The 24,616-nt window shown below is 67.0% G+C and carries 21 protein-coding genes and 6 pseudogenes; 15 read left to right on the top strand and 12 right to left on the bottom strand.

Annotated features, from left to right (window positions below; genetic code table 11):
* Positions 1–2: 2 nt before the first annotated feature.
* The 4 genes from sbnB to AB0L56_RS20720 are packed head-to-tail and all read right to left on the bottom strand — an operon-like array spanning position 3 to position 8,000.
* Complete coding sequence (sbnB, locus tag AB0L56_RS20735) at positions 3–1,091, bottom strand: 2,3-diaminopropionate biosynthesis protein SbnB (RefSeq protein ID WP_365425165.1); 1,089 nt, start codon at positions 1,089–1,091, stop codon at positions 3–5.
* Positions 1,088–2,095 carry a TauD/TfdA family dioxygenase gene (locus AB0L56_RS20730; RefSeq protein ID WP_361032144.1) on the bottom strand — a complete coding sequence of 336 codons (1,008 nt, stop codon included), beginning with the start codon at positions 2,093–2,095 and terminating at the stop codon, positions 1,088–1,090. The genes sbnB and AB0L56_RS20730 overlap by 4 nt, the downstream gene beginning before the upstream one ends.
* A gap of 36 nt (positions 2,096–2,131) precedes the next feature.
* Positions 2,132–5,422: an amino acid adenylation domain-containing protein gene (locus tag AB0L56_RS20725; RefSeq protein ID WP_365425163.1), complete on the bottom strand. Its 3,291-nt coding sequence runs from the start codon at positions 5,420–5,422 to the stop codon at positions 2,132–2,134.
* 52 nt (positions 5,423–5,474) lie between these two features.
* Positions 5,475–8,000 (bottom strand): Pls/PosA family non-ribosomal peptide synthetase, encoded by a 2,526-nt coding sequence (locus tag AB0L56_RS20720; protein WP_365425340.1) that lies wholly within the window; start codon positions 7,998–8,000, stop codon positions 5,475–5,477.
* Positions 8,001–8,302: 302 nt separating this feature from the next.
* Between AB0L56_RS20720 and AB0L56_RS20715 the strand changes: the two genes are divergently transcribed.
* The 6 genes and pseudogenes from AB0L56_RS20715 (at position 8,303) to AB0L56_RS20690 (ending at position 11,696) form a co-directional block, all read left to right on the top strand.
* Complete coding sequence (locus AB0L56_RS20715) at positions 8,303–8,749, top strand: IS5 family transposase (protein ID WP_365425338.1); 447 nt, start codon at positions 8,303–8,305, stop codon at positions 8,747–8,749.
* Positions 8,750–8,777: 28 nt separating this feature from the next.
* Positions 8,778–8,951 (top strand): annotated as a pseudogene (locus AB0L56_RS20710) (amidohydrolase); the annotation flags it as partial.
* 37 nt (positions 8,952–8,988) lie between these two features.
* A pseudogene (locus tag AB0L56_RS20705) lies at positions 8,989–9,831 on the top strand (helix-turn-helix domain-containing protein); the annotation flags it as partial.
* 56 nt (positions 9,832–9,887) lie between these two features.
* Positions 9,888–10,466 carry a DUF6328 family protein gene (locus AB0L56_RS20700; protein ID WP_365425161.1) on the top strand — a complete coding sequence of 193 codons (579 nt, stop codon included), beginning with the start codon at positions 9,888–9,890 and terminating at the stop codon, positions 10,464–10,466.
* Positions 10,467–10,491: 25 nt separating this feature from the next.
* Positions 10,492–11,013 carry a 2'-5' RNA ligase family protein gene (locus tag AB0L56_RS20695; protein WP_365425159.1) on the top strand — a complete coding sequence of 174 codons (522 nt, stop codon included), beginning with the start codon at positions 10,492–10,494 and terminating at the stop codon, positions 11,011–11,013.
* Positions 11,014–11,111: 98 nt separating this feature from the next.
* Positions 11,112–11,696, top strand: a complete 585-nt coding sequence (locus AB0L56_RS20690; protein ID WP_365425157.1) for a DinB family protein — start codon at positions 11,112–11,114, stop codon at positions 11,694–11,696.
* 75 nt (positions 11,697–11,771) lie between these two features.
* Here the strand turns inward: AB0L56_RS20690 and AB0L56_RS20685 are convergent, their stop codons facing one another.
* The 5 genes and pseudogenes from AB0L56_RS20685 to AB0L56_RS20665 all read right to left on the bottom strand — a co-directional run.
* Positions 11,772–13,376, bottom strand: a complete 1,605-nt coding sequence (locus tag AB0L56_RS20685) for a polyamine aminopropyltransferase (RefSeq protein WP_365425153.1) — start codon at positions 13,374–13,376, stop codon at positions 11,772–11,774.
* 12 nt (positions 13,377–13,388) lie between these two features.
* Positions 13,389–13,826, bottom strand: a complete 438-nt coding sequence (locus AB0L56_RS20680) for a DUF350 domain-containing protein (RefSeq protein ID WP_365425151.1) — start codon at positions 13,824–13,826, stop codon at positions 13,389–13,391.
* Positions 13,827–13,927: 101 nt separating this feature from the next.
* The gene (locus tag AB0L56_RS20675; RefSeq protein WP_365425149.1) at positions 13,928–14,332 is read right to left on the bottom strand and encodes a DUF4247 domain-containing protein; all 405 of its coding nucleotides are present in this window, start codon (positions 14,330–14,332) and stop codon (positions 13,928–13,930) included.
* Positions 14,329–14,835, bottom strand: coding sequence for a DUF2617 family protein (locus tag AB0L56_RS20670; protein WP_365425147.1), 507 nt, complete (start codon positions 14,833–14,835; stop codon positions 14,329–14,331). The genes AB0L56_RS20675 and AB0L56_RS20670 overlap by 4 nt, the downstream gene beginning before the upstream one ends.
* Before the next feature lie 202 nt (positions 14,836–15,037).
* A pseudogene (locus AB0L56_RS20665) lies at positions 15,038–15,166 on the bottom strand (WYL domain-containing protein); the annotation flags it as partial.
* A 95-nt stretch (positions 15,167–15,261) separates the two neighbouring features.
* Here AB0L56_RS20665 and AB0L56_RS20660 point away from each other — a divergent pair.
* From AB0L56_RS20660 to AB0L56_RS20630, 7 genes and pseudogenes are all read left to right on the top strand, one after another.
* On the top strand, positions 15,262–15,651 hold the full coding sequence (locus tag AB0L56_RS20660) for a hypothetical protein (RefSeq protein WP_365425145.1): 390 nt from the start codon (positions 15,262–15,264) through the stop codon (positions 15,649–15,651).
* Positions 15,652–15,814: 163 nt separating this feature from the next.
* Positions 15,815–16,278 (top strand): annotated as a pseudogene (locus AB0L56_RS20655) (hypothetical protein).
* Positions 16,279–16,344: 66 nt separating this feature from the next.
* Complete coding sequence (locus AB0L56_RS20650) at positions 16,345–16,983, top strand: serine hydrolase domain-containing protein (RefSeq protein ID WP_365425143.1); 639 nt, start codon at positions 16,345–16,347, stop codon at positions 16,981–16,983.
* A 37-nt stretch (positions 16,984–17,020) separates the two neighbouring features.
* Positions 17,021–17,602, top strand: a complete 582-nt coding sequence (locus AB0L56_RS20645) for a serine hydrolase domain-containing protein (protein ID WP_365425141.1) — start codon at positions 17,021–17,023, stop codon at positions 17,600–17,602.
* A gap of 271 nt (positions 17,603–17,873) precedes the next feature.
* A pseudogene (locus tag AB0L56_RS20640) lies at positions 17,874–19,215 on the top strand (hypothetical protein); the annotation flags it as partial.
* A 34-nt stretch (positions 19,216–19,249) separates the two neighbouring features.
* A complete protein-coding gene (locus AB0L56_RS20635) occupies positions 19,250–19,606 on the top strand; it encodes a hypothetical protein (RefSeq protein ID WP_365425139.1) in 357 nt (118 codons plus the stop codon).
* Positions 19,607–19,705, top strand: a pseudogene (locus AB0L56_RS20630) (HNH endonuclease); the annotation flags it as partial.
* Between the two features lie 124 nt (positions 19,706–19,829).
* Here the strand turns inward: AB0L56_RS20630 and AB0L56_RS20625 are convergent.
* The 3 genes from AB0L56_RS20625 to AB0L56_RS20615 all read right to left on the bottom strand — a co-directional run bounded on the left by AB0L56_RS20625 (position 19,830) and on the right by AB0L56_RS20615 (position 21,930).
* Entirely contained in the window at positions 19,830–20,438 is a 609-nt protein-coding gene (locus AB0L56_RS20625; protein WP_365425137.1) for a hypothetical protein, read from the bottom strand.
* A gap of 243 nt (positions 20,439–20,681) precedes the next feature.
* Positions 20,682–21,299 carry a dirigent protein gene (locus tag AB0L56_RS20620; RefSeq protein WP_365425135.1) on the bottom strand — a complete coding sequence of 206 codons (618 nt, stop codon included), beginning with the start codon at positions 21,297–21,299 and terminating at the stop codon, positions 20,682–20,684.
* A gap of 484 nt (positions 21,300–21,783) precedes the next feature.
* Positions 21,784–21,930: a hypothetical protein gene (locus tag AB0L56_RS20615; RefSeq protein WP_365425133.1), complete on the bottom strand. Its 147-nt coding sequence runs from the start codon at positions 21,928–21,930 to the stop codon at positions 21,784–21,786.
* Between the two features lie 441 nt (positions 21,931–22,371).
* On the opposite strand from AB0L56_RS20615, the gene AB0L56_RS20610 reads away from it, so the two are divergent.
* Positions 22,372–23,721, top strand: a complete 1,350-nt coding sequence (locus AB0L56_RS20610) for a DUF5685 family protein (RefSeq protein ID WP_365425131.1) — start codon at positions 22,372–22,374, stop codon at positions 23,719–23,721.
* A 117-nt stretch (positions 23,722–23,838) separates the two neighbouring features.
* On the top strand, positions 23,839–24,495 hold the full coding sequence (locus AB0L56_RS20605; RefSeq protein WP_365425129.1) for a hypothetical protein: 657 nt from the start codon (positions 23,839–23,841) through the stop codon (positions 24,493–24,495).
* The last annotated feature ends 121 nt before the right edge of the window (positions 24,496–24,616 follow it).

Below are 24,616 nucleotides of genomic sequence, written 5' to 3'. Positions count from 1 at the left end.
GGTTACCCGTACCGGCGCAGTTCATGGAAGAAGTCGTCGATGACGTGCAGTTCCCCTGAGCGGCTCACTTCGTCGTAGACGTACTTGCCGACCGCGAGGTCGAGCACCCCGAGACCGAAGGGCGAGAACACTACTGGCCGGTCGGACGGCACCCTCACCCGCCCGGCCATCACGTCGTCCAATGTGCCCGTCAGGAAGCTCCGGCCGCCGCTGAGTTGCTCGGCCAGATGCGGGGAGGTGTTGGCCTTCAAGCAGTGCTCGACGTCATCGACGATGTTGGCGGAGGCGAGAATGATCTCCGGTGCGAGGTCACGCAGCGACACGTGCAGGACCACTGGATTGTGTGAGAAGCACGCAAGGTCGCTGACGTGCGGTTCAGCTGCGACGGTGGCGAAGACCACCAGGTCGCTGTCGCGGATCAGCCCCTCGGCGCTGTCGTGCACCGTAATCCGGCCTGTGGTGCCCAACTGCTCGAGGTAGCCGCAGAACCCGGCGGTGCTGTCGGCGGACAGGTCATGCACGCCGATCTCGTCGAACGACCAGCCGTCGTTGGCGAGAAACGTGTGGACGTACCGGGCGATCAGGCCCGTTCCGAGAAACCCGACGCGCGTGGGCCGTGTGCGGTTGCGAGTGAGTCGGTCCGCGGCCAGCGCTGCCGATGCGGCTGTCCTGGTGGCGCTGATGACGGAACTTTCCAGGCAGGCGAATGGATAGCCGGTCTTCTGGTCGTTGAGGATCAGCACGGCTGAGGCCCTGGGGATACCGGCCGGTACGTTCTCCGGGAAGCTGGAGATCCACTTCATGCCATCCACTTGCACGTGTCCGCCGATCGACGCGGGCAGCGCGATGATTCGGGAGGATGGGCGATCGGGGAATCGCAGGAAGTACGAGGGGGGGTTCACCGACTTGCCGGCGCCATGCAACCGGTAGGTGGCTTCGACCAACGCGATGATCTGCTTTTCACGCCCTTTGAGCGCTTGCTGAACCTGGGCGCCGGAGATCACGGCGAAGGGCGGGACCGCGGGCGTCTCCAGCGTCGCGGACGCCGGCACGGCGGTGGGGACGGGGGCTGCAGGGCGGCTGCTGGTCATCGGGCGGTCACCTCGGCGGTCGGCGTGCGGTCGGGTAGTCGCACCGAGTCGGCCATGGCGACAAGCACCTCGCGCGACCCCTCGAAGGGCTCGCGGCTGTGCGCGGTGCGGATGTTGTCGACGAGCATCAGGTCGCCCGCCTGCCACGGCTCGCGCGCCGTGTTGGCCTCATAGACCTTGTTGAGCAGCTGGACCACGTCCTCGCCGATCGGGTCGCCGTCCCCGAAGCGCGTGTCGAAAGGCAGACCGTCGGGGCCGTAAACCTCCAAGAGGTACTCGCGGACCTCAGGGGCCAGTGTCCACTGGTTGAGGAACGCGATCTGGTTGAACCAACAGCGTCGACCGGTAAGTGGGTGTCGCACCACTGCGCTGCGGCGCTGCCTGGTGCGCAGGGTTCCGTCCGGTTGCCAATCGAACTCGATGGCGTTGGCTCGGCAGTAGCTCTCGACGGCTTCCCGGTCGTCAGTGCCGAACGCCTCGGAGACGGATGAGCCGATCTCGTTGTTGTAGCTGCGAGTGAGCAGCCAGCCTTCCCGCTGGAATCGGTCAGTCAACTCGGTGGGCAGTTGCTCGATCACGGTGGCCGCATCGGCCACTCCCGTCGCCCCGCCCTCGTCGGCCGGGGTCAGGCAGGCGAACAGCATCAGGGAGGGCACTTCCAGGGTGTAACTCTGCTCGTGGTGCATGCACATCGGCTGGTTCGGCGGCCACTGCGTCGAGGAGTACACACTGCCCGCGTAGGTCCGTCGCGGTGCGAAGGGTTCACGCTCCCTTACCAGCTGGTTGCTCAGCCGCTCGAAGACGGCACTGGTCTCGGCTACGTCAGGCAGCTCGAGGCCGCGAATCAGAACGCAACCGTGTTCGGCGACTACGGCGCGCAGCGCATCGCGGTGCTCGGCTGCCCAGCTCGGCGCGTGGACGGGACTTTCGGTCCTCAGCATCGGAGGCCGTCCGGGCTGCAACTGGACGTCACCGAGCGGAGACGCCGGGGTGCTGAAAGTCACTTCGCTTTCCTTTCGGTGGGCGGCTGTGTGGTTCGCCTAGGAGGACGGCAGTAGCTCGGCGGTCTGCAGTACGGCCTGTGCTGTCTCGGCCGGACGGGTGCGCAGGAAGTAATGGCCGCCGCTTTCCAATTGGCGCAAGTCGACCCGGGTAGCGAGGAGTTCCCAGTCGCGGTGTCGACTCTGGTGATCAGTTGTGATCGGGTCATCGATGGCGACGATCACGGTGACCGGTACGGACAGCCTGACCGCGGGGGGAGCGTCAAGGAGGTCTGCGAGATAGCGGTGCGCGGACACACAGTCGTGCCGGTAGGCACGGCCAACATGTTCGGCACGCTCCGCATCCATCTCATGGAGCTCGGTGTAACCGCTGTCTGCACTCAACTTCGCGGCGATCTCTGCGCTGCTCTGCCTCATGAGATCCGCGGCAGCAGCGTTCCGTTCGGACGCTGTGCCCAGCATCTGCGCACCGAGGAACGCTCGTTGCAAGTCCAGCCCGCGCTTCTCCAACTCTCTGGCAGTCGCCACAGCGAAGGCAGCGCCCGAGGAGTGACCCCAGAGCAGAATTCCGGTCAGGTTCCGTTCGGTGATCTCGGCGACGACCTGCGCCACCACATCCTCCAGGGGCATGAACGGTTGACTTTCGGCGGTCATGTCGTGACCGGGCAGCTCAACGGCGTAGACCGCGATTCCGCTGCCCCGCATCGCCTTGGCCATCGGCTGGAAGTTCACGGCGTTGCCGCCGGCATAGGGGAAGCACACCAGGGCAGCGGTCGGCGCCTCATCCACTGCGCTCAGGGGCTGAAGCAGCGCGGTCTGCTCATCGGTCCTGCCGTCCACCAGCGCGGCCAGATCCGCGAGAACCGGGTGACGGGTTACGTCCTTGAGCGACACCGTGCGGTCCAGGGTGATCGCCAGCTTCACGGCCGTCAGCGACGTACCACCCAGGTCGAAGAAGTGGTCCCGTCGATCGATCCGGTCCTGCGGAATGCCGAGCACCTGCGTCCACGCGGCCGCCAGCCGCCGCTCGGTCGGCGTATCCGGCGCGTGACGGCCTTTCTCGAAGCTCTCGTTCGTGCGGGGTTCGCTCGCGGCCAGCGCTGCCAGTGCTCGCTTGTCGGTCTTGCCGTTGGAGGTCAGCGGCATTCCTTCGAGCCAGTGGAAGGCCGACGGCATCATGTACTGGGGTAGGGACTCACTCAGCCGGCCCCGCAGGTCCTCGACCGGAAGCGACTTGGGCGCGGAGTAGAAGGCGATCAGTTGCTTATTCCCGTCGGGTAGCTCGGCGGCCACCACCGCGCCGTCACGGACTCCGGACACCCCCAGCAGGGCATTCTCGATCTCGCCGATCTCGATCCTGAAGCCTCGGATCTTGACTTGGGTGTCAAGGCGTCCGAGGAACTCCAATTTGCCCTCGGGCAGCCAGCGTCCGTGATCGCCGCTGCGGTAGAGCCGGGCTCCCGGACGGTGCGGATCGGGCATGAACGATCGCCGAGTGCGTTCGGAGTCGTTGACGTAGCCACGCCCCACGCAGACGCCGGAAAAGACGATCTCCCCGGGGGCACCGAGGGGGACCAGTGACAGCTGCTCGTCGACGACGTAGACGTGTACGTTGTTCACGGGGAAACCGAGCGGGACTCGTTCGCGGTCCGGGACCCGGGACATGACTTCGTGGTTGGTGTCGTCGGACGTTTCGGTCAGCCCGTATGCATTGACCAGCTTGATGTCGGGCTCGGCCGCGAACCAGCGCTGCGTGAGTTCCTTCTTCACTGCCTCGCCGGTGACCGATACGCAGCGCAGGCTGGGCAGTTCGCGTGGGCGCTGTTCCAGGTAGCCCAAGACGACTTCGAGGTAGGAGGGTACGACCTGGAGCACGGAGACGCGGCCACGCGCGATCGTGTCGACGAATCGCTTGACGTCCAGGATCACCTCTTGTTCGACCAGGAGGGTCCGTCCACCGACCACGAGCGCGGAGAGCAGTTGCCACAGTGAGATGTCGAAACACTGGGGGGCTGTCTGGGCGACCACCTGCCCTGCGTCGATCCCGAGATCGTCGATCTTGGCGTAGAGGTGGTTGAGCATGCCCGTGTGCTCGCACATTGCGCCCTTGGGCTCTCCCGTGGAGCCGGAGGTGAAGAAGATGTAAGCGAGTTGGTCCGGTCCGACTGCGATGCCCAAGTCGTCGTCAGCATGGCCCTCGTCGTACACCGTCCCAATGAGGACCTTCTGGGCTTCCGGTACCGAAGCCAGGGCCTGGTCGAGGGATTCAGTACTTCCGGGTTCGGTGAGAACGAGCTCGCACTCGGCGCGGGAGAGCATGGCCGCGATGCGGTCAGCCGGGAAGCCAGGTTCGACGGGCAGGTACACGCCCCCGGCCTTGAACACCGCGAGGACGGCCGCCATCCACTCCAGGTTCCTCTCGGTCACCACCGCGACGACACCTTCGCGTCGCAGCCCGCGCGTCAGCAGTGCTCGTCCGAGTTGGTTGGCACGTGCGTTGAGCTGCCGGTAGGTCCATTGCAGATTGCCGTGCACGGCGGCCAGGTCATCCGGGTGCAGCTTCACCTGCTGTTCAAACAGCTCGTGCATTCGGGAGTTCGGCAGGGTACGGCGCGGTCCGGCAAGGTCCTCGAGCTGGAAGCGGACCTCGTCGGCGGACAGCAGGCTCTGCTGCGCGTGCTCGGCGTCCGGGTTCGCCGCGATGAGCGCTAGCGCGGCGAGGTGGTAACCAACGATTCTACCGGCGCAGTCAGCGTCCAGTACCTCGGTCCGGTAACGCAGTCGCAGCGTGGGGTGGCCACCGGGTGTCGAAAATCTGACCCACAGCACGGTGCCTTCGGGGAGATCGGCGCCTACGTCCATCGGCCGGGAACCTGAGGCCGGATGCGGATCGAAGACGGTTTCGACCGACGGCCCGGTCAGAGTCAGCTTGCGCTTGAGCTGGTCCACCGGAAAGTCTTTGTGTGACAGCAGTTCCGATGCGGCGCGATGGGTGCTCACCAACAGCGCCCGCCACGATTTCGGCGCGGTCGTCAGCAGGCACGGCAACGGTCGGCCACCCGTATCGGCGACGTAGCCGGTGGTAACGTCGCGTTCGCCGGACAGCGTGGCGAGGACTTTGGCGTGCGTGGCCAACAGCACGGAATCGAGCGGGATCGAGAGGTCCTGCGTCAACCGGTGCAAGGCGTCCATGACGTCGTCCGAGATGGTGGCCACGTGTTCGTCGATGCCCTTCGTCGGACGAAGCGTCCACCGGGGGATCGTGGTAGATCCGCCGGCCATAAGCACACCGCGCCAGAACTCCCGGTCCTCATCCACTCGCGTTCCCATCGATCGGTCCCTCTCCTTGCTGTAGGCACCATGTCTGCCGCCCAGACCAGGGCTACTTCTGCTGCACCTGCTGCGTCCGGACCGTCTGGTGCCCGGAGGCCTCTCTCAGTTCCGCGGCGGGGTTTCCACCCCATCGTGCGTGCGCCGGTACTTCCTCGCCCTTCATCAGGAAGGAGTCGGGCCCAAGCACCGAGCCGTTACCCATCGTCACGCCATAGTGAACGTGGGCGCCGACACCGACCGTGCATCCGTCACCGATCGTGCTGCGGTCGGATTTGAAGGTGCCGTCCTCCTGCGAGTGGCACTGGATCTTGCTCCCGGCATTGAGGGTGCAGTCATTGCCGATGGTGGTCAGCATTCGTTCCGTCAGATAGCAGCCGTCGTCGAAGACCCTCCTGCCTAGCCGAACACCCAGGAGCCGCCAGATCACGTTCTTGAACGGCGTGCCGTTGAAAACGTCGAGGTACTCGTCAGGCACCTTCCAGAGGCGCTCATGCCACCAGAAATAGGGGTCATAAATGGAACACAGGCGCGGTTGCAGCCCGCGGAAGGCCACGATGGCTCGCTCCATCAGCGCGAAGTACAGGGGCGTGACAAAAAGACCGAGAACGAGGAATCCCGCGAGTGCCAAACACCCCAGAGAATCGTATAGCTCAGCGTGGGCGAACGCGAGCACCGTGAGTACGAAAACATAGAACCATCGCACGATCAAGAAGAGGGCCATTGACCGGATGTTGTAGCGGTTCTTCGCGGCAAGATTACGGGACATGGCTTCCCCGGTCCGCATGTGATCGAACCTGGAGTCGCGCTCGACCGACCGGGGAATCTCGAAACACGGCGAGCCGAGCAGGCCCACACCCTCTCGTATCTCACCGTCGAGGGGAACCATCACCTTTGTCGCGAGAAGGCAGTTGTCACCCGTTCTCGCTCCCGAAGGATAAACAATGTTGTTTCCGAGGAAGTTACGCCGCCCGATCGACGCTCTTGACACTCGGAAAGATGTACTCGAGAAGTCCGCATTGACGATCGACAGGCCGTCAGCGACCATCGTTCCGCTGCCTACGGAGCAGAGATACGGCGTCTCGTGCTGCACCTCCGTGCCGAAGTTCGAGCCCGTTTGCTCTACACGCGACAGATCGTACCCGAGGCCGCGCAGATAGTGGACGATGTAGGAGCTGTCACCGAACAGCCACTTGAAGAATTTGACGTTGGTGATGCGTGTGATCGCCCGGTGTATCGAGTAATGGAAGCCGTACAGTGGATATACCTTGTTGGGTTTGATCACCAGATTCAGCAAGCGTGGAACGGTGAACAACACCACAAGGCCAAGAAGAACGAAGCCGAAGAATAGAACGGAGGACACGGTCAGCGCATTGACGAAAAGGCCGGCAGATCCAGACTCCGCCGCGCCCAGGCCAAGCCAGTAATCCACCGCCGGCACCTGCGTCACCAGCATGTACGGACCCCCGACGGCCAGTGGCGCGGCGAGGAAGAACAACTGACCTACCGTGGTGAGGCCGAAAGCGACCCGCCGCAGTCTGCCGCACGGGGCGGGAGGCACTCTCACGTAGTCCACCTCCGTGGGCTGCGCCGGAGACCCGTGCCACCGCTGACCGTGCGGAACCGACTGGCCGCTGTGCAAGGAGGACGTATGGCCAAGCTGTGCCCCGTCGCCCATTATTGTGTCGATATCGAGCACGGTCTTCTCACCGACGAAGACATCCTGACCCAGAGTAACCGAACCTGTCTGAATACGGCCGGCATGAGCCCGGTAGCAGAGGAAGAATGATTCCTTGCGGATCACCGTGCCGGCACCGATCGTCAGCAAGTCGGTGCAGACTGGAACGCTGCGTGAGAGGATCGTGACGCCTTTGCCGATTCGTGCACCTAGGGCACGGAGATAAAGCACGTAAAGAGGATTACCGACGAGGAAGAGGATTGGGTTGGCGTGGAGCAGAACCTTGACGGTCCAGAAGCGGATGTAGGCGAAACCCCAGACCGGGAATTCGCATGACTTCCATCGTCCGATAAGAATCCACTTGGCCATGAGGGGGAAAGTGCATGCACCGACGAAGGCAGCCCCACCAAAAGCGACCGACCTCAGGTAGAGCTCCGTCACACCCGAGCCGGCAGAAACCCAAGCGTAGCCGCGGGCGATGACAAGTCCAGCGAGGACTGAATACCCCAGGAAAAGCAGGAACTGTAGCAGTCCGCAGAGTGTGTAGGCGAGCGTGCCGAGAGGATTAACTCCTTCCGGCAACGTTGGGGTCGCTGAATTCTCCGAAGCGGGTGCAACTACGGAAATCGACTTCTGTGCTGTGGTATCGGGGAGCGCTGACACCAGACTGCGGATCGTCGGATTGCGGTAGATGTCTTTAATGGAAACCGGAGGCAAGTCTGCCCTTTTTCGGACGCGAGCACAAAACTGTGTCATCACCATTGAGTTGGCACCGAGGTCATCGAAGAAGTTGCTGTCGACCGGCACCTCTTCAATGCTCAGAACGCCAGCGAGTATCTCGGCGAGTATCCGTTCGTGATCCGTCAAAGTCCGGTCTTCGACCGACGAGGCGCTCTTCATGCGCTGCGTGACCTTGGATTCAGCCGAAACGGACGTCAGGGACTCGGCAGGGTTCTCCAGCATGCCAGCTCCTCGCGATTGATGTGATCAGCATTTACGATGCGGCCGATTGCACGAGCGCACATTTATGCCACCACCAGGACAACGTCCCGCCTCAGCTTCCGACATTGACGGGCGGCGTGCCACTCGACATGGACTCGACTGCACCACTCGAGGGCTGAGCGGCAAGGCCAGGCCAGCTCATAGAGCATGAGCGCAGGGTCCGCGGACCAGGCGCTATCACTACACGACGCCACTACTGCATAAGAGTGGTGCGCCCGGAAGCGCACCGGGGCCGCGCCAGACAGCTGATCACCGAGCGAACCGGTCTGCCCCTGTCCGTCGGGATCTCCGGTGCCAACGTCCACGACAGCCAGGCCCTGATCCCGCTCGTCAAGGGCATCCCGCCCGTCCGCTCCCGCCGGGGACCCCGTCGGCGCAGGCTCCGAAAGCTCCACGCCGACAAGGGCTACGACTACGCCCACCTGCGGCAATGGCTGGCCCAGCGGGGCATCCGGCACCGCGTCGCCCGCAAGGGCGTCGAGACCTCGCAGCGGCTCGGACGGCACCGGTGGACCATCGAACGCACCATGGCCTGGCTCGCCGGCTGCCGCCGCCTCCACCGCCGCTACGAGCGCAAAGCCGACCACTTCCTGGCCTTCACGAGCATCGCCTGCACCCTCATCTGCTTCCGTCGACTCGCCAAATGAGATGACCTCTAAGGCCCGACGGCTGTTGGCATGGCAGGCGATGGGGGAGACGGGGACCACGGTGTCGCTCGCACCCACCTCCGACGCCCAGATCGGCCTGGAGACCGCCGTCCCCTGCCGTCGACGAGGCGCTGGCCGCCGGTATCCGCCCCGGACTGAGCACGACGTCGAAGTGGCCTTGGCGAGCGACATGTTCACACAGCGAAAGAATCCTTGCACGCCGTCGACGCGGACGGCGCAGACGGTGCACACCCCCCGAGCCCCGCACCCTGATGCGAGACGGGTTCTTCACCCTCACCGGCGTCGCCGACCTGACGGCGGCCGACACGGCGGACACCTTGATCGTCCCCAACCACCCGGATGTCGAGGAGTCCCGCCGCCCCGCCGTCCTCGATGCCATCCGACAGGCGCATGCCCGCGGTGCGCGCCTGATCGGATTCTGCAGCGGCGCCTTCACCCTGGCGGAGGCCGGAGTCCTCGACGGCCGGCGGGCCACGGCGCACTGGAAGTGGGCGGGCTTCTTCCGGGCCCGCTTCCCCTCCGTCCGGTTGGAAGCGGACGTCCTGTTCGTGGACGACGGCGACATCCTCACCGCTGCGGGGAGCGCGGCAGCGCTCGACCTGGGGCTGCACGTGGTCCGCCGCGACTACGGCGCGGAGGTCGCCAATTCCGTGAGCCGACGCCTGGTCTTTGCCGCGCACCGGGACGGCGGACAGCGACAGTTCGTGGAGCGCCCCATGCCCGACGTGCCGGACGAGTCCCTGGCGCCCGTCCTGGCCCGGGCCCAGGAACGATTGGACTCACCCCTCACGGTCTCCGACCTCGCGGCACGTGCGGCGGTCAGTGCGGCGACGCTGCATCGCCGCTTCCGGGCACAGCTGGGCACGACACCGTTGACATGGCTCAGGGGCGAACGGCTCGCCCTAGCCTGCCGGTTGATCGAACGGGGTGAGCACCGCTTCGAGGTGGCGGCCCGGGGCAGCGGGCTCGGCACCGCCGCCAGCCTCCGCACCCTGATGCGCCGCGAGACCGGCATCACTCCGTCGGCATACAAGGAGCGGTTCGGGCCGGGAACGAACTGAAGCATGAAACCGGCGAAGACGGGGCAGACGGTCGACCTGTTGAACGGGAGGGTGTCATGACAATGACGGAACAGTCGGCCACGTCGGCGAAGGAGGAAACCGCGCGTTGCGCACACCACGACAGCCACGGACCGAGAACCGGTGCCGAAGAACCCGAGTCCCCGCGTGAGCGGGTCAACCGCCGCTGGAACGAGGTGCTGCAGGAGACACGGGTCACGCAGACCGGCGTGCAGATCCTCTTCGGCTTCCTGCTGAGCGTGGCCTTCACTCCACTCTTCCGGCAACTCGGAACGGTGGACCACGTCATCTACGTCACCACCGTGGTACTCGGCGCTTCGGCCACCGGAGCCCTCATAGCGCCCGTCTCCATCCACCGCTTCCTGTCCGGCCAGCGGATGAAGAACGAAGTGGTGGAGGCCGCCTGCCGCCTGATGATGTGCGGCATGGTCCTGCTCGCGCTGACCATCGGCTGCACGCTGCTCCTCATCCTGCGTTTCGTGGTGCCCGGCGTCCTCGCCGAAGTGCTCGTCGTCGGGGTCATGCTGTGGTTCGGCCTCTGCTGGTACGTGCTGCCCTTGCGCATACGACACCGCGCCGCTCCCCATTCCGGCCATCCCGGCGCCGACGGGGACTAGTCCACTTCGCCGGTAGGCTGGGGTGGTGCGCACGGTCGAGCTTCTGTTGGACGAGGCGGCAGAGCTGACGGTTCTGGAGGCTTGGCGGCGGCTCGCGGACGCGGGGCTGCCCAGTCAGGCACGCCACCGCTCGCCGACCAACCGTCCGCACCTGACCCTGGCGGCATGCCCGGAACTGACCGCTCCCATCCGTTGGGAGCTCGCCGAGGTGGCGGCCGCTCTGCCGCTGCCGGTGCGCTTCACCGGCCTGGTCCGCTTCGAGCGGCCCACCTCGGTGCTGGCCTGGTCGCTGGACCCCGACCCCGCGATGGCCGGTCTGCAGCGCAAGGTGTGGGAGGCGGTGGTCTCGGACAGCCCGCCCGGGAGCCTCAGCCCGTTCCACCAACCCGGGCGCTGGAGTCCGCACATCACCCTCGGCCGTACCCGACGCGCAGGAGCCTTCGCGGGTCGGCGCATTCCCGAACTGCTTCCGGCGCCCCCGTTGTCGGCCCGGCTCGTCACTCTGCGCAGCTTTGACACGGAGACCGGGACCTTGGAGGTGCTGTAGCCCCACTCCTACTCCTCCGGGCCTCGCCCCAAGTAGACCGCTGCGGGCCACCTACCAGATCTTGAGACCACGAGCAGCAGATGGCAGGCTCCTCCCGCATGATCGAGGAATTTGCCAAGGACAACCTGCACGGACGACTGCGGCGGGACCGTGAGGCGCTGCTCTGGAAACTCGACGGCTTGTCCGAATACGACGCCCGCCGACCCCTGACAGCGACCGGAACCAACCTCCTCGGCCTGGTCAAGCACGTGGCCACCGTCGAGGCCAGGTACTTCGGTGAGGTCTTCGACCGCCCGTCCGCGGAACCTCTGCCCCGGTGGCAGGACTCCGACGGCAGCGATCTGTGGGCGACCGAGAACGAGACCCGTGATCAGATCATCGAGTTCTACCGGCGCACATGGGAACACTCCGACGCGACGATCAACGAGCTTCCTCTCGACGCCCCCGGCCATGCGCCGTGGTGGCCGGAGCCTCATGCCGACACGAACCTGTTCGCCGTCATGATCCATGTCCTCGGCGAGTCGATCCGGCACGCCGGGCACGCCGACATCCTGCGCGAGGGCCTCGACGGCCGGACCGGCTTGCGCCCGGAATACGAGAAGCCGGTCGACGAGAAGGCCCGCGCAGCCCACCGCGCGAAGATCGAACAGGCCGCCAGGTCGGCCGCACCCCCCAGCATGTGAGCCCGCCGACGCCCGGAGCGTCGTAGAAGCAGTCGCGAACCCGTCCTTGCCCACCAGGCATGTCGCGGACGAGCGTCAGTAGTTCCGCCACTCGTCCAGCACGTACTCAAGTACGGCCGGATCCATCAGCGTGCTCGGCCGTGCGTCCTGGCGGCGGCGGTCCACGGGGAACACACTGGCCGCTTGGAGGACCGCCTCGTCCAGATAGTGCAGTCGCGGGCTGTCCGGCGCCAGCCGCAGCGGTGGGGGCGCACCGTCGCCCGGGGTGGCCAGGACGAAGCCCCAGTTCCCGAAGCTCGGTACGTCGACCTGGAACTGGGCGGTCGAGTAGCCGGCCGTCTCGATCGTCTTCGCGATCGACCAGTACGTCTTCGGCGCGAAGAATGGCGACCCGCTCTGCACCATCACCCTGCTCTGCGGTGTCAGGACCTGCCCGAGCAGGTGGTAGAACTCCACCGAGTACAGCTTGGCCAGTGCCGCTGTGTCCGGGTCGGGGAAGTCGATGACGACCGCGTCGTAAGGCTGCCGGGCGCTGCGCAGCCAGTTGAAGGCGTCGGCGTTGACGACCTCGACCCTCGGGTCGCTCAACGCCTCGTCGTTGAGGTCGCGCAGGGGCTCGTAGTCGCGCGCGAGCCGCGTCATCGCCGGGTCCAGTTCGACGAGAGTGACGTGCCGTACGTCGTCGTAGCGCAGCACCTCGCGCAGGGCGAGCCCGTCACCGCCGCCCATGATCAGCACGTTGGCGCGGGAGCCCGCGAGCGCAGGGTGGACCAGGGACTCGTGGTACCGGTACTCGTCGACGGAGCTGAACTGGAGATCACCGTTGAGGAAGAGCCGCATGTCCGGTTCGCCGGTGAAGGCCGTGGAGCGCGTGATGACGATCTCCTGGTACGGCGTCGTCTCCGCGTGGACGATCGGGTCCCGGTACATCTGCTGGCGCGCGCTCACCTCCAGATCGTCCGCGAACACGTACGCCGTACCGAGCACGACCAGCACCGCCGTCACCCCGGCCAGCAGGGCGTTGCGCACCCAGCGCCGGATCTGCCGGCGGAAGATGAACACCACCACGATGACCCCGGCCACCGCGTTCACCCCGCCGATCACCAGCGCGCCCTTGAGCTGTCCGAACGTCGGCAGGAGCCACAGCGGGAAGCACAGGCCGCCGACAAGCGCTCCGATGTAGTCGACGGCGAACATGTCGGCGACCGCACTGCCCGCCTCCTGCCGCCGGATCCGCTGGAGCAGGGTCATCAGCAGCGGAATCTCGGCACCGATCAGCAGGCCGACGGCGACCGCGACCACGATCATCGCGGGCATGTACAGCTGAAGCCAGGCGAACGCCGCGTACAGCACCAGCACCGACAGCCCGCCGACCAGCGCGAGCACACCCTCCACCAGCGCGAACGCGCCCACCGCGCGCCGGCGCAGGGGTTTCGCGGCGAGGGAACCGAGCCCCATGGCGAACACCATCACGGAGATCACCACGGAGGTCTGGAGCACCGAGTTGCCGATGAGATAGCTGCCCAGCGCGGTCAGGGCCAGCTCGTACACGAGACCGCAGGCCGCGCAGAGGAAGACGGCGAACAGCAAAAGGAAACGTGCCCCCCGGGTGGGCCCGACGACCGGGGGGCGGGAGGGTGTCGCGGTGGTGTCGCGGTCTTGCACGGTGGGAGCGCTCATCGAGTGGCGCCGTTACGAGATCGCCGCGCCGACCATGAACCCGGTGCCCAGGTACATGCCGGCCTGGACCCAGGCGGCGGGGTGCGGACGGCTGTCCTGGTCGTCGAAGACGACCGCGCCCATCTGGCCCGGCGTGAACACGCCGATCACGATGCCGACGACGGTCATCACCAGCACCCCGGCCAGGCCGTACAGCAGCGTGCTCACCAGGCCGTAGCCGAGGCCCTGTTCGGACTCGCTCGCCTCGATGGCCTTCATGATGACCAGACCCACGGCGACGGACTGGCTGCCCAGCAGGACGGCCGCGCCGCGGTTCCGGTCGGTCCATACCACGTGGTACAGCTTGCCCGGCGTGACGAGGTCGAGCGCGATGAAGCCGACGGCCATCACGACGAGGCCCACGACTCCGTAGAGCAGGGCCTGGCCGGTCGACTCGAAAATCTCGGTCACTGCATTGCCTTTCTTGGAGGCGGGGTTGGGGCGTGATCCGGTGGTGGTGTGCGGGAGGAACGTCGGATGCGTCAGCGGGTGAACCTGCCGGTCAGCGGGTGTTACTTCCCCTCACCGGGGCCGCCGCCGCGGAAGCTCCCGCCGTCCGGGTCCGGCCAGTAGGTGAGGTGCCGCTGATGGCGGTGGTAGCCGTTGCGGTAGTCCTCGATCTGGATCAGGCTGCCGCTCCGGTACGGCGAGACGGTGACCATGTCGTCGCCGTAGCGCAGGAACTCCATGCGGTCCCCGGAGGCACGATCCAGTTCTGCCCGCTCGTTGTGGATCGCCTGGGCGACCTCGCGCGGGGCGCTGTCCGGGTCGAGCCAGTTCCCCCCGGTGGCGGTATACGTGTCCCTGATCCACTCGCGTGGGACCGCGTTGTTGTCCGCGTCACTGGAGCAGGCGGTGAGCAGGGGCGCGGCCAGCACGGCCGCCACCGCTGCGCGAACGAGTCGGGCGCTCTTCATCGGGCCTCCAGCCGGCTGTGCGTCGATACGATCTGGCCGTTCTGCGGATACGTGTGCCAGGTGCGCCATACAAGCCCGGGGCCGTGCGGTCCCTCGACCGACTCGACGACCACGGCCGTGACCGCCTCCGGCGAACCCGGGAAGACCCCGCACAAACTGTGCTCGGCGTCGGCGGCCCGGCCGAGGACCCGTGCCACCTCGGCGCTGAACTCCTCGGGGGCGAGCCGGCGCGTGGTGGCGCCGAAGTCGTAGACCCAGCCCGGCAGCTGTCGGATGCATTCCTCGGGCAGCCCCCTCACCGCGCCCTGCAGACAGGCCACCGTCTCCCGCACGGGACCGGCGAACACCTGGTGCGAGGCCCCGAGCAGCCGCAAACGCACGTCCAGCCCACTGAGCGACACCACACGTTCTGCTAGCGCTGGACGCTCCGTGAGGCCCAGCGAGAAGCAGAGTTGATCCGCATCCGTGTCCAGATAAGGGGCGTCCAGAGAGACGGCGTACACACGGCCCCCCGGTCGTTTCCTGCCATGATCGGCGCTCGAGTATGACACATGCGTTCGCGGGCCTTGAGGGCAGGGGTGCAGTGCCTCCCGCCCCACAGAGATCAGCCGTCCCCCACCCCACCGACGCCGGACGCGACCTGGAGAAACTGCTGCGGGATGTCGCGCTGAGTTGCCGGCGGGACCTCCGTGGTGGGTGCCGTTCTCACCGCTTTCGACCGTCGTGTGGACCTTTGGTGCGGGCGGCCTTGGCGTAGCGGGCGGCGAGGTCCGCGAAGGCGGTGGCGAGCTCGGGTGGGCCGATGACGTCGATATCGGCGTCGAAGCGGCCGATGTCGGTTTGTGGTGACGACAGAGTAGGCGCGATCTTGGACATCCTCGTTCTCGTCTCCGCAGGCACCCCTTCGACAAACACCACCAGGAGGACCAGTGTCCCACCCGCAACCGTTCACCCCCGAAGAGAAACTCGCCGACGCGAAGGAGCAGTTGAGCCTCCCGCCTATCGTCGTGATCTGTGGCTCCACCCGTTTCATGCCCGAGATGACCGAGGCCGATGTGAGGGAGACCGAAGCGGGAAGGATCGTCGTCAAGCCGGGGTGCGACATGAAGTCGCCGCACGAACTCTGGTCAGATCCTGTCAAGGCCGCTGAGCTGAAGCTTCGACTCGACGATCTGCACCGGGCGAAGATCCGACTCGCTGATGAGGTGCTCGTAGTCGGCGACTACATCGGAGACAGCACCCGAGCCGAGATCGCCTACGCCCGGTCGCTGGGAAAGCCCGTACGGTTCACGCACCCAGAAGTTGACCCCGGCGTCTGACGGGACACCCCCAACCCTCCGCAGGCCCCCCTTGGACCATAAGGTCAACAGGTGCGTTGATCTTCGGTGCGACTGCCGCGTGCAGTCGCGAACGGTGCCGGACGCCCCACAACGGGGCGCCCCATCAGGCATACCCGTCGAAACGTCACCGGAGACCCGCACCATGGCTACTCAGCAACCCCTCACCTACGACGCCTTCGTGGAACTCGCTTGCGCCGATCCATCCGTCGTCGGCCTCGTCCTGAGAGGCTCCCAAGCCCACGACCGCGTGGCGACCGCGTACTCCGACCACGACCTGTACGTGGTCCTCGCCGACGACGCCCGCACCGATCTCACCCGGTTCGCGGGCGACCGTAGCGCCCGGGCCGGGCACGGACGGGGCTGCCCACCGGCGGCCACCGCCGGCCCGGCCCGGTGCTCCGTGCCGTGGACCGCATCTCGGCCACGGGTGACGTGTCCTTGCAACGACACCTCTTCGCCCGCGTTGAGTACGCGGTCCAAGAAGCCGGACTCGGGGCGGTGCTGGACGCATGGGGCGATGACCTGCACCTCATGCGACCGCAAGAGCGGCACACCGCCCCTCTGGGCGGACATCGCCGGCGCAGGCTGACCCCGCGTTCGGGTTAACCCGAGGCTGAGGACTCGAGGCTGCCGGATGTTCCCGGTGAGGTGACGCTGCGTAGCGTCTGAGTCATGGCAATCAAGGTACGAAAGAAGTGCCGTCGTCAGGCGCGCGCAGGTGTGGCGCTGGTCATGGCCGCTGTGGGTGCCCTGGGAGTGGCCACCGTCCCCGGCCCAGGAGCCTGGGCCCAGGACGGCGAGACGGATACGGCGGACGCCCCCCGCTTGCAGCGGGACGCTGATGCGGTACGCGACACAGGTGCCTCCGGCCTCGTGGTGCGGACGGAAGACGGTGCGGGGCGCGTCCGCCAGGCGTGGTCCGGGGTGGCCGACCTGGACGAGGGCGGAAGGATCCCCTTCGACGCCTACTACAGGATCGGCAGCGACACCAAGACCTTCGTGGCGGTCGTCGCCCTGCAGTTGGTGTCCGAGGGCACGTTGCGTCTCGACGACACGGTTGAGAAGTGGCTTCCGGGAATGGTCGCCGGCCACGGCAACGACGGAAGCCGCATCACGGTGCGCGACCTGCTTCAGCACACGAGCGGTTTGGCAGATTACACGGACGTGCTGTTCGGCGATCCCGCCGACCTGACGCCCGAACGCTTCCGTTCGCAGCGCTTCACGGCGCGAACCCCCGAACAGCAGGTGGCGTTGGCCATGTCACGCCCACCCGGCTTGGCTGCCGGAGGCCGACGCGTCGAAGAAGCCTGAGAAGGAGACCCGCTGGGCCTACTCCAACACCAACTACGTGCTGACCGGCCTGATCATCGAGCGCGTCACGGGCAGCCCCTGGGCGCAGGAGGTCCACGAGCGCATCATCGAACCCCTCGGTCTCCGCCACACCCTGACACTGGGCACCTCCGCCTACGTTCCCCGGCCCACGGCCACCGCCTACACACAGTTCCCCGGACGGGACGATCTGACCGATACCACGGTCTCGGTGGACGGCGGTGCGGACGGCGGCATCGTCAGCACGACCGCCGACATGAACACCTTCCTGCGTGCGCTGATGACCGGCGACCTGCTGCCTGCCGATCAGCTGAAGCAGATGCGCACCACCGTGCCCGCGCCCGGCATGGCGGGCAGTGACAAGGCGCGTTACGGACTCGGTATCGCGTGGCGTCCGGCCGAGGGCTGCGACCACGGCGTCTGGTACCACGGTGGCACCTCCTTCGGAACGGTGTCCGAGGCCGCCGTCACCCCGGACGGCCGGGCGTCGGCCGCCGCTGCGGTCTTCACCACCCGCTACGGCGACAAGGAGCGCTTCACGGATCAGGTCGCTGCGACGATCCGCCTGATCGACAAGGCCGTATGCGGCGGGCGCCGCTAGCGCACGCGCGGGTCCTTGACGGTGCGTGCCCTGGAAACACGAGGTGCCCGGGGCGCGGCTGGGGTCCGGTCCAGGCGTTGTAGCCACCGCGGGCGTCCGGCACAGCGCCCGAGACGTAAGACCCGGCGGGCACCCGCGGCGAAGAGAATGCGGCCCAGGTGACCGGTGGAGCCGCGGCTCGCCCGCCGATGATCTCCCGATCAGGGTCCGCCGCCACGCGACGCCGACTACCCTGACCGAAGCGGTTCACAGGCTTGGGGGGGGGCGTCGGATGGATCCCGCAGTCATCGGCACACGCCTGGCTTCCAGCGTGGTCGCTCCGCTGGTGCAGAAGCTGCTCGTGAAGGAGGGGCCGGGCGCCGGGCTGGTCGACAGACCGGTGAGACTGTCAAGCCTCGTCTCCTTCCGTGGCGAGAAGCGGAGCCTGACCGAGAAGGACGAGCGCGTGCTCGCGGCACGCCTGGTCCGCCAGGCGGCGGAGTCGCCGGGAGAGGCGCCCTTCCCCCGGGACGAGGAGACGGCGGTCACGGATGCGCTGACGGCCAGGCTGCTTGTGCTGGGCGAGCTCGAGATGGACGACGTGCAGGCGGTACGGCTCGGCTACCGGGAACTGGCCCGCACACTTCACCTTCAGGCCGCCACCCGGTGCCTGTCCGCGGACGCCTCGCTGTTCCTGGACTCCCTCACGGAGTGGGCCTGCCTTCACATCATCAACTTCTTCACGCAGCGCTCGACTTTCGTGGCCCGCACGCTCGTGGAGCAGAGCCGGGATCAGGCCGAACTCATCGCCAAACTGGACGTGCTGATCACGCGCACCCCACGTCCGGACGGCCGTGACGCCGCTTCGAGCGACGTTTCCTTTCGTACATCACCAAGAAGCACGGCCGATTGCAGATCTACGGCATCGACCTGCTCAACTCACCCGGCAAGTGGCCGCTGGACGTGGCGTACATGCGTCTGGAGGCCACGTCGCCCGTGGACGCGTACGAGGACTTCCTGCGCCGACACCCCCGGTTCCGGCAGGGACACCAGCCCGTGGACGAAGCCCTCGCCGGTCACGACCGCGTTCTTCTGCGCGGCGAGGCCGGATCCGGAAAGACCACGAGGCCGCGCGCACGGGCGTGTCCGAGGAGGACGAGGCACTGGCCTCCTACGAGAGCCAGCTCCTCGACGCCATCCGGACCAAACCCGATCTGGGACGACTCGCCACCAACCCACTGATGTGCGCCCCGATTTGCGCCCTGCACCGGGACCGCCACGGCTTCCTGCCGATCGGCCGCAAGGAGCTGTACCAGGCCGCGCTCGGCATGCTCCTCACCCGCCGTGACCCCGAGCGCGGGGTGACGAGGCCCGAGCTCAGGGAGGAGCCACAACTCCAGATCCTCCAACGGCTCGCCTACTGGTTGATCAAGGACGGCCGAACGGAGATGACCCGGGACCGCGCGGTCGCCGAGATCCGTAAGGCACTGCCCGCCCTGCCCGAGATGGCGGCTCTGGGTGACCCCGAGACGGTCCTGGCCCACCTGCTCAATCGCAGTGGTCTACTGCGCGCCCCGACCGCTGAGACAATCGACTTCTGCCACCGCACCTTCCAGGACTTCCTGGGGGCGCGTTCGGGATGGTCCGCAAGCATGCCGCCGACGACCAGTGCACCCGCTCGATGACCAGGACCGTCGCCCCTGGCTGGAGGAGATCGCACGATGGCTGGCCGGCCATGTGGAAGGCGGAGGCGTGGTGACATGCTCGGCGCTCAAGCGCCGCTACCGTGATCGGCTGGCTTCCGCCGCGTCACGCGTCTTCTTTCTCCACCTCGATGGCTCGCCCGAGCTGATCGCCGGGCGGATCACCGCACGACAGGGCCACTTCATGCCGCCCGAGCTGCTCCGTACACAGTTCGCCGACTGTGAACCACTGGGCGACGACGAAACAGGCGCGGCCATCCCGATCGACGGTACGCCGCAGGAGACGGCGGCTCTCGCTCGTGCCGCCGTCACCTCGGCCTGACGCACCAAGGTCCTGCTCTCCGAGGCCGTCGAACCCCCTGCTGTCGGACCCGGCTGCCGCCTGACGGGCAGGCGCTGGCGGTCGTACTACGACGAGATGGTCTCCGAGAGACCGGAGTGGTCCGCTGAACGTATGATCATGAGGCTCCGTCCGACTCACCGCCGGCCGCCGCTGAAGAAAGCCGACGGAGTTCCACCATTTGCTGCACAGACTTCCGCAGGGATCAACGGGCCGGCTTGGTCTCCGTGGCGTGGGTCGGCATGGAGGCGAGCCCCTCCAGCGCCTTTCGCGGGTGAGTAGTCGCCTGCCGAGGCGGTTGTTGGACAGGGACGATCCGGCCGTTGTCGATGCGGAAGTTCTCGGTCGGTGAACAGCCGATCGATGGCGTGATCAGCACGCTGACGGCAACCGGTGCGGGTTCCGCACCGGAGGTGGAGAACTCACACACCGCGTGACGGCCGGTGAGCGGGAACCAGAACCAGGAATCCGCCTTGCCGACCAGAGCACGGTCCGATTCCCTCCACGCGCCGTTCTCGAAGGTGAAGACCTGGAGGCGCAGGGATGCCGCGAGCGGGTCGGTCCGCGACCTCAGAGCGGTGAGTGTGAACTTGAGGTCCTCGTCCAGGACCGATGAGGCGATCCGCCGGCGCGTCGCTGGCTGGGACTCGGTCCGCGTTTCCTTCCCCTGACCGGCCGTGGGGCGGGCTTGCGGGTCGGTCGGCGACGGGTTCGGAGGGCCACCGGCGGTTGCGCCGATCGTGGCCGTGACGGCCGTGGCGGTGGCCGCCACGACGACACCCCAACCTGTGAGCGTACGGAAGTTCTTGATCACGACGTCTCCACGTGTGGTGATGGCTTGCGTGTTCCCGAGGTGCTGCGCACCGTCATCGAACCGGCGCGCCTCAGGGTCGACCGGGGCTGTGCTGGCACCGGTCCGAATGACGCCTCTCCGCCTGGTGGCTCAGGGAAAGACGACCAGGAAGGGCCTGTGACGGGACTGTCCGATGCCGGGTGCGGGTCGGAACGGTTGTTCCCGTCGCCGCGTCGCGGGCGGCGTCGGTACTGCTCGACGCGGCTACTTGCCGGGGAAGGACGGACGCACGGGCGTCGGAGCCTCGGCCGGAAGGCGACCGTCCTCGGGCCGGTGAGGCCGCACGTCGGAGAGTTCGAAGGTGAGTTGCCAGGTCGCCGGCGTCAACACCCGCTGCATCACCTGACCACGAGCCCGATGGAACTCCCCGGTGCCTCCGGTGATCGCGTTGACGACCGGAACCGGTGCGGGAATTCCGACTTGCTGGCCCTGAACGGTGATCTGACCTTCCGGCAGCACCGCGGTCGACGCGCACTGTCCCGCGTTGCGTTCGAGGTCGGTGATGACGCAGAACCCACCGATGCGCCCGACGACGCGTTCCTTGCGTCCCTCGGTCGACGTCAGGTTCCCGCTGAAGACGAACTGGTCGCCGACACTGCGGCCCGCCGCCCCCAGATCGAGCTCTTCGCCGACGTTCAGTCGAGCTTCTACGTGGATGGCGCGGCTGTTCGCCGAGGAGCCGTCGTCAGGGCGCGGTGCCGCGGCCGGAGGTGTCTCCGAGGGGACCACGTCGGCCGACGCGGGCCCGATGAGGGTGAGCCCGGCAGAACAGCCGAGCACCGCAACGGCGAAGAATATGAAGGGTCGGCCGGCGAAGCCCATGGTCGCCTCCGTGTTTGTGGGAATGAACAGGGTCAGTGCCGCCAGACTTCGTCCGAAGTCGACGCAGCCGGACGGTGCCGTGTCGGGTCGGTTGACGGAGGGAGGGGCACCCGGGCGGTTCCCGGGGCCGTGGACGAGAAGGTGCGAAACGCCCCGCGGTGGCATCACCGGGAATCCTCGCCACGCTCACCCTGGTGGTGACGCCATCTCGTCCGAGTTCATTCATGACGGGCCCTCCGTCTGTCGGAAACGCTAATGGCGGTCGTGGCGACGTGCTCAGCAGAAGGACGAGAAGGGGGCCATTGGGGTGCATTTCCCTGAGTGACAGGGCGAGGCCTTGCGTGTGGCGGGCCCGTCAGGGCACGCGGACGAGCGCCGCCCTCGCCGGAGACCGGTGAGACCTCACCGGCTCGCTTCTGTCCTGTCCGTGGAGCGGTTCCTTGTACGCGTCACGAGGGACGGGTGACCTCCCAGGCCGCCTTGATCATCCGAGGACGTCGTCCACCGCGTTTTCCGGATCGGTCGCGTCCTGGGCCAGCGCATGGGCGTCGGTCACGAGCCTCGCGATGGCCCGGCGAGCCGTTGTGGTCGGCGGCAGGTCGAGATCGCCGACGATGGTCGTCGCCGTCACAGCCTTCAACGGCACGGTAGGCGGGAATCTCTCCCCGTCAGGCGGGAGAGGATGTCAATGGACGGGCCGACTGCCGCGTTCCCGGAGGTGGTCTTCCACCGGGAAGGCTGACCAGGCGGAGGATTGAAGCAGGCTGTGCCGGGCGGCCTGCCCGCCCGGCACAGATCCCCGTCCGGAGTCCTGTGCGGCGCCGGCCTTGGCGAGGTGCCCGCCATCACGGAACCAGCTTCAGGCCGGCCGCATCACAGACCACGGGCGCGCTCGAGCGACAGCATTTGCGCATGTCAGGGGTTCGAACCACCTGCACAGTCAGGGGCATTGCGTCTAGGATGTCGCCGCGCACAGACGTCACATCGGGGTCGTGCGCCACGCGCGGTCGTGTGTCCATGAGCAGCTCACCGGGCTTTGCCCGAGTAGCTGTGTCTGCGGGGGAGAAGTTCGGTGTTCGGAATCATCAGGCCATGCCGTCATCGCCTGGGCGAGGGCATGCGTACCGAGTGGATGGCGCATCTGTGTGGGCTGTGCCTGGCGCTGCGCGGCGAGTACGGGCAGTTCGCACGGGTGGCCACCAACTACGACGGCCTGATCATCTCTGTGCTGACCGAAGCGCAGTCGGAGCGTACCGGCGGCTGGCGGCGAGGTGCCGGTCCGTGCCCGCTCCGTGGGATGCGGTCGGCGGACGTGGCACAGGGTGAAGGAGCGCGGTTGGCGGCGACGGTGTCGCTGGTACTGGCCACGGCGAGGATACGTGACCATGTGGCTGACGGGGACGGCCTGTTGGGACGTCGCCCGGTGACGCTGGCGGCACGTCGGATCGCCCAGAGTTGGGACCGTGCGAGCACCGCGGGCGGTGAACGGCTCGGCTTCGACACCGCGGTGCTGCTCGGCGCGGTCGAACGTCAACTGGAGATCGAACGGTTGGCCGGCCTCGGCAGCTCGCTGCTGACGATCACCGAGCCCACGGAGACGGCGACCGCCGCCGCCTTCGCGCACACCGCTGTACTCGCCGACCGCCCAGGCAATGCCGAACCGCTGGCGGAGGCCGGTCGTCTCTTCGGCCGGCTGGCGCACATGCTGGACGCGATGGAGGACCTGGACGCGGACGAGGCGTCAGACGCGTGGAACCCGATCGCCGTGACCGGCACGGACCGCGCCGAAGTGCGTCGGTTGTGTAACGACGCCGTTCGCGGGATCCGACTCGCCCTGGCCGAAGTCGAGTTCGTCGACGGGCAACTGGTACGTGCCCTTCTGGACGATGAGTTGCAGCGTGCCGTCGAGCGCGTCTTCAACCCCCGGCATCGTCACCACCAGCAGCGCCACCGGGTACAGGGCTCACGCATGCTGCCTTGGCTGGGACGCCGTACGGCGAGGAAAACACCTCCGGAGACCGGCACGGCCTGCGGTACAGGGGCGCCGGCGAGCGCGGCCCCGGAGGGTGCCTCGATGGCGTCGGGTCGGCCGTCGGAGGGGCTGTGCCGGCGGTGTGGCCAGTGGCGCCCTTTGTGCAACGGCTGTGGGGTGTGCCGCAACTGCTGCATCTGCATCGAGGACGGAGAGCCCTGGCAGTTCGACGACGGCAGCAGCAACGGCGGCTCAGGCCAGCACGGTTCCGGAGGCGACGGATGGTTCGGTGGCCGGGGCGGTGGCAACTCGGGCTCGTCGGGAGGTTCGGGCGGAGGCGATCGCGGGTCCGCTGGCTCTGGTGGCTCGGGCGGTGGCTCGGGTGACGGCTGCTGTGGTGGCGGTGGCTGCTGCAACCCGTGCAAGTGTTGTTGTGACTGCTGCGACTGAACTGTTGGATGAGCCAGGGCCCCCGAGAGGAACTGGGTGCGGCGTTCGACCCGGCTCAGCATGCTCCCCATTCCGCCGTACTCCTCACGCCGAGACCAAGAGAACAGGGGATGCCCGATGGACGAGGGGCGCCGGGAAGGGCTGGAGCGGATTCGCTCCAAGCTTCAGCTGATCGGGCAGGTGGAGGCCGAGCACGGCTTCGGGGTGATCATCGAGGGGACAACGAACCCGGAGCCCGTTGCGGAGCTGCCGCAGGGGGTCACCGAAGTGTTCGGCCTCTTCTCGCGGCTGGGCGCCAACCACTTCCGCTTCTTCCAGCCCGACGAGATCCAGAGCGCAGCCGTGTGGGCCACCTGGGCGATCGTTCCGTATTGCCCGCTGGGCAGTCCCCTGGCCATCGGCTGCGAGCGTCACCGCGCCCCGGAGGACATCGAGTGCGCCTCCCGTATATGGCTGGACCTCGACGACGGGGACGTCTATTACTGCGATATCGACGACTACATCCACCTGTACAAGCACCCGGACGAAACGATCGATGTCCTGGTGTTCGCGAACGACATCGTCACGTTCTTCGACCGCTTCGTTCTCGGTCCGGCCTATCCCCAGCTTGTCGCAGCCATGATCGGGCCGGGCATTGTCACAGAACGTGACCGGCGCGGTCGCTATCGGGACAGATGGCTCCGGCTCCTCGTGGAAAGCGGCCTGGCTACGGCCGACGACAGGGAGGCGATCTGGGAGATGCCGGATGTGACCCGGTTGACCCTGAGCGATTGAGGGCCTGCCGATCCTCCAGGTGTCCACGATCAAGGGGAAGCTTCATTGGGGGGTGCACCACCACCCGGTCCAGGGGCTTGATGCCCAGCTGGATCAGGCTGCCCGCCAGTCCGTCCGCCCG

The organism is Streptomyces sp. NPDC052079 (genome assembly GCF_040680275.1).
In the GTDB taxonomy this organism is placed as follows: domain Bacteria; phylum Actinomycetota; class Actinomycetes; order Streptomycetales; family Streptomycetaceae; genus Streptomyces.
Note: the sequence above shows the minus strand (reverse complement) of the source record. Positions and strands in the feature narration are given on the sequence as shown.